This window comes from Leucobacter sp. GX0328, from assembly GCF_053567315.1.
In genome coordinates, this window is the sequence record NZ_JBSGPC010000001.1 from 1,797,627 (window position 1) to 1,804,296 (window position 6,670).

Consider the following 6,670-nt stretch of genomic DNA (forward strand, 5'->3'; position numbering starts at 1 on the left):
GGTCGGCCGGCCCTCGGTGCTTTCGACAGCGGTCGGCGATCCCTGTCGAGGATCGCACCGCCGCGCCGTGCTGCCGTAGCACCGCTGTACCGCCGCATCACCGCCGTACCGCCGTAGCACCGCCGCGCCGCCGCACCGCGCGGTAAGCTGGCCGGGTGACTAGGCACTTTCTGCGCGATGACGACCTGAGCCCCGCCGAGCAGCTCGAGGTGCTCGACCTCGCCGCCCGGCTCAAGCGCGAGCCCTACTCGGCGAGGCCGCTCGCCGGCCCGCAGTCGGCCGCCGTCTTCTTCGACAAGACCTCGACCCGCACCCGCTTCAGCTTCCACGCGGGCGTCGCCGAGCTCGGCGGCAATCCCATCATCGTGAACCCCGGCGAGGCGCAGCTCGGCGCCAAGGAGTCGATCGCCGACACCGCGCAGGTGCTCTCGCGCATGGTGTCGCTCATCGTGTGGCGCACCTTCGCCCACGCCGGCCTCGAAGAGATGGCCGCGCACGCGACCGTGCCCGTCATCAACTCGCTCTCCGACGACTTCCACCCCTGCCAGATCCTGGCCGACCTGCAGACCATCCGCGAGCACCGCGGAACGCTCGCGGGCCTCACCGCCGCCTACGTCGGCGACGCCGCCAACAACATGGGGCACTCGTACCTGCTCGGCTTCGCGACCGCCGGCATGCACATCCGCGTCGCCGGGCCCGAGGGCTACCACCCCCGGGCCGACATCGTCGCCGACGCCGAGCGCATCGCCGCGTCGACGGGAGGGTCGGTCACGGTCATCACCGACCCGATCGCCGCAGTCGAGGGCGCCGACGCCGTCATCACCGACACCTGGGTGTCGATGGGGCAGGAGGACGAGAAGGCTGCACGCATTGAGACCTTCGGCGCCTACCGCGTGACCCCCGAGCTCATGGCGCACGCGGCCTCCGATGCCATCTTCCTGCACTGCCTGCCCGCCTACCGCGAATTCGAGGTCGCTCCCGAGGTCATCGACGGCCCGCAGAGCGTCGTCTGGGACGAGGCGGAGAACCGCCTGCACGCCCAGAAGGCCCTCATGGCGTGGCTGCTCGAGCGCGCCTGACCCCGCCCGCCGCGGGGTAGGCTGGAACGGTGAGCGAAATGTCTGCAGAGAACCCCGAAAACGGCAACCGCGCGGCCGAGGCCGGCGCGCAGAACGGAAATCGGGCCGCCGAGGCCGGCGCCCTCTGGGGCGGACGCTTCGCGAGCGGCCCGTCGCCCGCACTCGCCGTGCTGTCGAAGTCGACCCACTTCGACTGGGCGCTCGCCCAGTACGACATCCGCGGCTCGAAGGCCCACGCGACGGCGCTCGCCGCTGCCGGCTACTTGAGCGATGACGAGCTGCACGGCATGCACGACGCCCTCGACGAGCTCTCGGCGCGCGTCGCCGACGGGCGCGCCGTGCCCGGCGAGGCCGACGAAGACGTGCACTCGGCGCTCGAGCGCCTGCTCATCGAGATCACCGGTGTCGAACTCGGCGGTAAGCTGCGCGCCGGCCGCAGCCGCAACGACCAGATCGCCACGCTCGTGCGCCTCTACCTTCTCGACCACGCCGCGATCATCAGGCACCAGCTGCTCGACCTGCTCGACGCGATCGCCGAGCAGGCGCGCAAGCACCCCGACGCGATCCTGCCGGGGCGCACCCACCTGCAGCACGCGCAGCCGGTGCTGCTCGCGCACCAGATCGGCGCCCACGCCTGGCCGATCGTGCGCGACCTGGAACGTCTGCGCGACTGGTCGGTGCGCGCGAGCCACTCGCCGTACGGCGGCGGCGCGCTCGCCGGCTCGTCGCTCGGACTCGACCCGCGCCTCGTCGCGGCCGAACTCGGTCTCGGCGATCCGCTCGAGAACTCGATCGACGGCACCTCCGCGCGCGACGTGGTCGCCGAGTTCACCTTCATCTGCGCCCAGATCGGCATCGACCTCTCTCGCCTGAGCGAGGAGATCATCCTCTGGAACACCAAGGAGTTCGGCTTCGTCAAGCTGCACGACGGCTACTCCACCGGTTCGAGCATCATGCCGCAGAAGAAGAATCCCGACATCGCCGAGCTCGCGCGCGGCAAGTCGGGCCGCCTCATCGGCAACCTGACCGGACTGCTCGCCACGCTCAAGGGCCTGCCGCTCGCCTACAACCGCGACCTGCAGGAGGACAAGGAGCCCGTCTTCGACTCGGTCGACCAGCTCGAGATGCTGCTGCCCGCCTTCACCGGGATGGTCGCGACCCTGAGCTTCGACACCGACCGCATGGCCGAGCTGGCGCCGCAGGGCTTCTCGCTCGCGACCGACGTCGCCGAATGGCTCGTCAAGCAGGGCGTCATCTTCCGCGACGCCCACGAGATCTCCGGCGAGCTGGTGCGGTACTGCGAGGAGCGCGGCCTCGAACTCCACGAGCCCTCCGACGAGGAACTCGCCACGGTCTCGCCGCACCTGACGCCCGGCGTGCGCGACGTGCTCACCATCGAAGGGTCGGTGAACTCGCGCGTCGGCGCCGGCGGCACGGCGCGGGTGCGCGTCTACGAGCAGCTCGCCCGCCTCGACGAGCGCATCGCGGAGTTCCGCGCGGCGTAGCGTTCACCGGGAACGAGAGTCATGGCGACGCGGATGGACCCGCGCAAGGCGCGGCGCAGACTGTGGTTCGCGGCCGTGTTCTTCGGGCTGTTCACGATCGTAGGGTTCGCGACCACGCTGCGTACCGGCGAACTGGTCGGGGTCGGCTTCACCACGATGGGGTTGGGGCTCGTGCTCTGCTGCGCCGCCGCGCTCTTCACCCGGCAGCCCGAGTCGCCGGAAGACAGGGCGGTCTCAGCGGGTGCTGAGGCACCAGCGCCGGCCGCCCGGCCCCGCTTCACCACCCGGGGCTGGGTCATGCTCGTCATCGCGGCGGTCTGCTTCATGATCGGCCCGTTCGTCATGCTCGCCTCGGGCTACGACTGGCTCCGCATCGTCGGCGCCGGGCACCGTCGCGCACCGTTCTGGGTGTTCGCGGTGCTGATGTGGGCCGGAGGCATCGCCCTCGGCTGGTACGCGGTCAAGAACCTGCTCGCCGGGTCCCGGCGCTGAGCCAGTCGTCCGGTCGCCGATCTCCTCGGATTCGCGAACATGCGCAGGTGCGGCCTCGACCGGTACGAGCCCGCGCGTGATCGCAGAGCGCCCGCGCGCGGTACGATGGCAGGCGTGACTGCAGTGAACGAACGCGCCGAGATGATGGCGGCCCAGCGCAACGACGACAGCTTCGCGACCCTGTGGGACGAGCTGGAGTGGCGCGGGCTGGTGCACGTCTCGACCGACCCGGGGGCCCTGTCCGAACTGTTCGAGGGCGACCCGTTCACGTATTACTGCGGCTTCGACCCGACCGCCTCGAGCCTGCACCTGGGCCATCTGGTGCAGCTGCTGCTCATGCGCCGCCTGCAGCTGAAGGGGCACCAGCCGCTCGGCCTCGTCGGCGGTTCGACCGGGCTCATCGGCGATCCGCGTCCGACCGCGGAGCGCGTGCTCAACTCCCGCGAGACCGTCGCCGAGTGGGTCGACTCGCTCGGCGAGCAGGTGTCGCGCTACCTCAGCTTCGAGGGCGAGAATGCCGCGCGCCTCGTGAACAACCTCGACTGGACGGCCCCGCTGTCGGCCATCGACTTCCTGCGCGATATCGGCAAGTACTTCCGCGTCGGCACGATGGTCAAGAAGGACATCGTCGCGAAGCGCCTGAACTCGGAGGAGGGCATCAGCTACACCGAGTTCAGCTACCAGATCCTGCAGGGCCTCGATTTCCTCGAACTGCACCGTCAGTACGGCTGCATGCTGCAGACCGGCGGCAGCGACCAGTGGGGCAACCTCACGAGCGGCACCGATCTGATCCGCAAGGTCGAGGGCGTTTCGGCGCACGCGATCGGCACGCCGCTCATCACGAACGCCGACGGCACGAAGTTCGGCAAGAGCGAGGGCAACGCCATCTGGCTGAACCCCGAGATGTGCTCGCCCTACGCGTTCTACCAGTTCTGGCTCAATCAGGCCGATGCCGATGTGATCGACCGGCTCAAGGTGTTCACGTTCCTGTCGCGCGCCGAGATCGAGGAGTACGCGCAGCAGGTCGCCGACGAGCCCTTCCGCCGTGCCGCGCAGAAGCGTCTCGCGCTCGAGGTCACGACCCTCGTGCACGGCGCCGCGGCCGCGCAGGGTGCCATCGACGCCTCGGCCGCGCTGTTCGGGCAGGGCGAGCTGGCCTCGCTCGACGAGGTCTCGCTGCGGGGCGCTGTCGCCGAGCTGCCCCGGGCATCGGGTCTCCAGGGATCGCCGATCGCGCAGCTGCTCGTCGACTCCGGGCTCGTGAAGAGTCTCGGCGAAGCACGTCGCGCGATCGCCCAGGGCGGCGTCTACGTGAACAACGCCAAGGTCGAGGTCGATGACGCCGCGCTCGCGGCGGACGACCTGCTGCACGGCAAGTACGCCGTGCTGCGGCGCGGCAAGAAGACGCTCGCCGCGGTGCACGCGGCGGAGTAGAACGCCGCACCGCCATGCGCGTGATCGATCTCACCCTGCCGATCACGACCGGTGTGCCCGTCTACCCGGGCGACCCTCATTTGCGGGTCGAACCTGCGCTGACCATCGCCCGCGATGGTGCGGACGTCGCACGGGCGTCGCCCGGACCGCTCAGGGTTTGCGAGACCCGCCCCGGCACGAGCATGATGGCTGTGGACGCCATGCGGCCGCGCAGACGGGTGCAGATCCGGCGGTCGAGCACGAGCAAAGCGAGCGCTTCTCGAAGGAGAGAACACGATGAACCCCGGTACCCCCACGGCCCCGATGCAGCCCGAATCGTTCGCGAGAATGCACTCGGTCTCGGGAGAGACGCGCCGCATCGTCGACGAGGTGCTCGAGTACTCTCGCCGTCGCATTCTCGCCACCGATGTACCGCTCGATCACGCCGCGACCGAGGCGGAACTCACCCGTCTCGCCGGCACCACGATCAGCGAGGCCGGCATCGGGTCGTCGCGGGCGCTCGCGATCTTCGAGCATGTGCTCGCGCCGGCGTGCATCACCACCGATCACCCGCAGTTCCTGTCGTTCATTCCGAGCGCGCCGTCGAAGGCTGCGGTGTCGTTCGATCTCGTCGTCTCGGCGAGCGCGCTCTACGGCGGTTCCTGGCTCGAGGGCGCCGGGGTCGTGCACGCCGAGAACGAGGTGCTGCGCTGGCTCGCCGCTGAGTTCGGTCTGCCCGAGGGTGCCGGGGGAGTGTTCGTGCAGGGCGGCACCACGGGCAACCTATCGGCGCTCGTCGCGGCGCGCGAGGTCGCTCGCGAACGCAGCGGCGACCCGCGGGCGGAGCGCGGCCGCTGGGTCATCGTGTGCAGCGCCGAAGCGCATTCCTCCATCGCCTCCGCCGCGAAGGTCATGGACGTCGACCTGTGCCTGGTGCAGGCGGACGCGGGCGGAGTGCTGCGCGCCACCGAGGTGCGCGAAGCGCTCGAGCGGCACGGAGACCGGGTTATCGCGGTCGTCGCGACTACCGGCTCCACGAACTTCGGCATCGTCGATGACGTGGCAGGGATCGCCGCGCTCAAGGAGGAATTCGACTTCTGGCTGCACATCGACGGTGCTTATGGGCTCACCGCCATGCTGTCGCCCGCCGCGCGGCATCGCTTCGCCGGGGTCGAGCACGCCGATTCGCTCATCGTCGACCCGCACAAGTGGCTCTTCGCGCCGTACGACGTCTGCGCGCTCATCTACCGCAACCCCGAGACCGGGCGCCGCGCGCATACCCAGCACGCCGAGTACCTCGATACGCTCACCGAAGCCGCCGACTGGAGCCCGTCGGACTACGCGGCCCAACTCACCCGGCGCCCGCGCGGCCTGCCGCTCTGGTTCTCGCTCGCCACCTACGGCGCCGGCGTCTACCGCGATGCGATCACGCACTCGGTAGAGCTCGCCCGGCAGATCGCTGAAGAGATCGCCCAGCGCGACGGGCTGACCCTCGTGCGCGAACCGCACCTGTCCGTCGTGGTCTTCGAACGCGACGGGTGGGAGCGCGCGGACTACGACCGGTGGTCGGCAGAACTGCTCGCCGAGCAGCGCGCTTTCGTGGTGCCGAGCTCGTACCAGGGGCGACCGAACGCGCGGTTCGCGATCGTGAACCCCCTCACCACGTTCGAGCAGCTCACCGGCATCCTCGACACCATGCGGTGACACAGGTGCGGGCCCTCCTTCAGGGGCGCGACACGCCTGCTTGTCGCACTGGGGGCGAAGGCCATTTCTGGCCTTCGCGTGCGGGTAGCCGAGGCCGTCCGGGCCTCGGTACCCGCACGCGACACGCCTGCGCGAGCGTGTGGCGGACAGCCATTTCTGGCTGTCCGTAGCGAGCGCTGAGGGCCTCCGGCCCGAAGTCGGAGCATCACTGACTCTCGGGCGACACGCCCGAGAGTCGTGCCCGTGTTGCCCTGCGTGCCGGGACGGCGTAATGTTTTCCCTTGTCAGCGCGACGGAGCCGGGCGAGAAACAGTCCGGCTCAATTTTGTTGCGTTATCGACTCCCGCAGAAGGTTGGTGGGGGTACTTGGACAGGTTGCTGTTCGGAAGCCTTGTGATGGGGTGTGTACGGGTGGTGTCTGGTCTTTGAGAACTCAATAGTGTGCACTTGATTGTCAAATGCCAATTTTTTATCCCG

General features: G+C 69.5%; 5 protein-coding genes. All 5 read left to right on the top strand.

The features are described 5' to 3' along the window. The first annotated feature begins 155 nt into the window (after positions 1-155). The 5 genes from argF (at position 156) to ACUYTF_RS08100 (ending at position 6,193) form a co-directional block, all read left to right on the top strand. Positions 156-1,079: an ornithine carbamoyltransferase gene (gene argF / locus ACUYTF_RS08080; RefSeq protein WP_434144606.1), complete on the top strand. Its 924-nt coding sequence runs from the start codon at positions 156-158 to the stop codon at positions 1,077-1,079. Between the two features lie 38 nt (positions 1,080-1,117). After that, positions 1,118-2,584 (top strand): argininosuccinate lyase, encoded by a 1,467-nt coding sequence (gene argH / locus ACUYTF_RS08085; protein WP_434144608.1) that lies wholly within the window; start codon positions 1,118-1,120, stop codon positions 2,582-2,584. Between the two features lie 21 nt (positions 2,585-2,605). After that, on the top strand, positions 2,606-3,076 hold the full coding sequence (locus ACUYTF_RS08090) for a hypothetical protein (protein WP_434144609.1): 471 nt from the start codon (positions 2,606-2,608) through the stop codon (positions 3,074-3,076). Positions 3,077-3,220: 144 nt separating this feature from the next. After that, entirely contained in the window at positions 3,221-4,510 is a 1,290-nt protein-coding gene (gene tyrS, locus ACUYTF_RS08095) for a tyrosine--tRNA ligase (RefSeq protein WP_434144612.1), read from the top strand. A gap of 276 nt (positions 4,511-4,786) precedes the next feature. Then, positions 4,787-6,193, top strand: coding sequence for an aminotransferase class V-fold PLP-dependent enzyme (locus ACUYTF_RS08100; RefSeq protein ID WP_434144610.1), 1,407 nt, complete (start codon positions 4,787-4,789; stop codon positions 6,191-6,193). The last annotated feature ends 477 nt before the right edge of the window (positions 6,194-6,670 follow it).

Excerpts from the sequence above, each read along its gene's own strand:
- argH (WP_434144608.1), top strand. The coding sequence starts at position 1,118 with ATGTCTGCAGAGAACCCCGAAAACGGCAACCGCGCGGCCGAGGCCGGC.
- ACUYTF_RS08090 (WP_434144609.1), top strand. The coding sequence starts at position 2,606 with ATGGCGACGCGGATGGACCCGCGCAAGGCGCGGCGCAGACTGTGGTTC.
- tyrS (WP_434144612.1), top strand. The coding sequence starts at position 3,221 with ATGGCGGCCCAGCGCAACGACGACAGCTTCGCGACCCTGTGGGACGAG.
- ACUYTF_RS08100 (WP_434144610.1), top strand. The coding sequence starts at position 4,787 with ATGAACCCCGGTACCCCCACGGCCCCGATGCAGCCCGAATCGTTCGCG.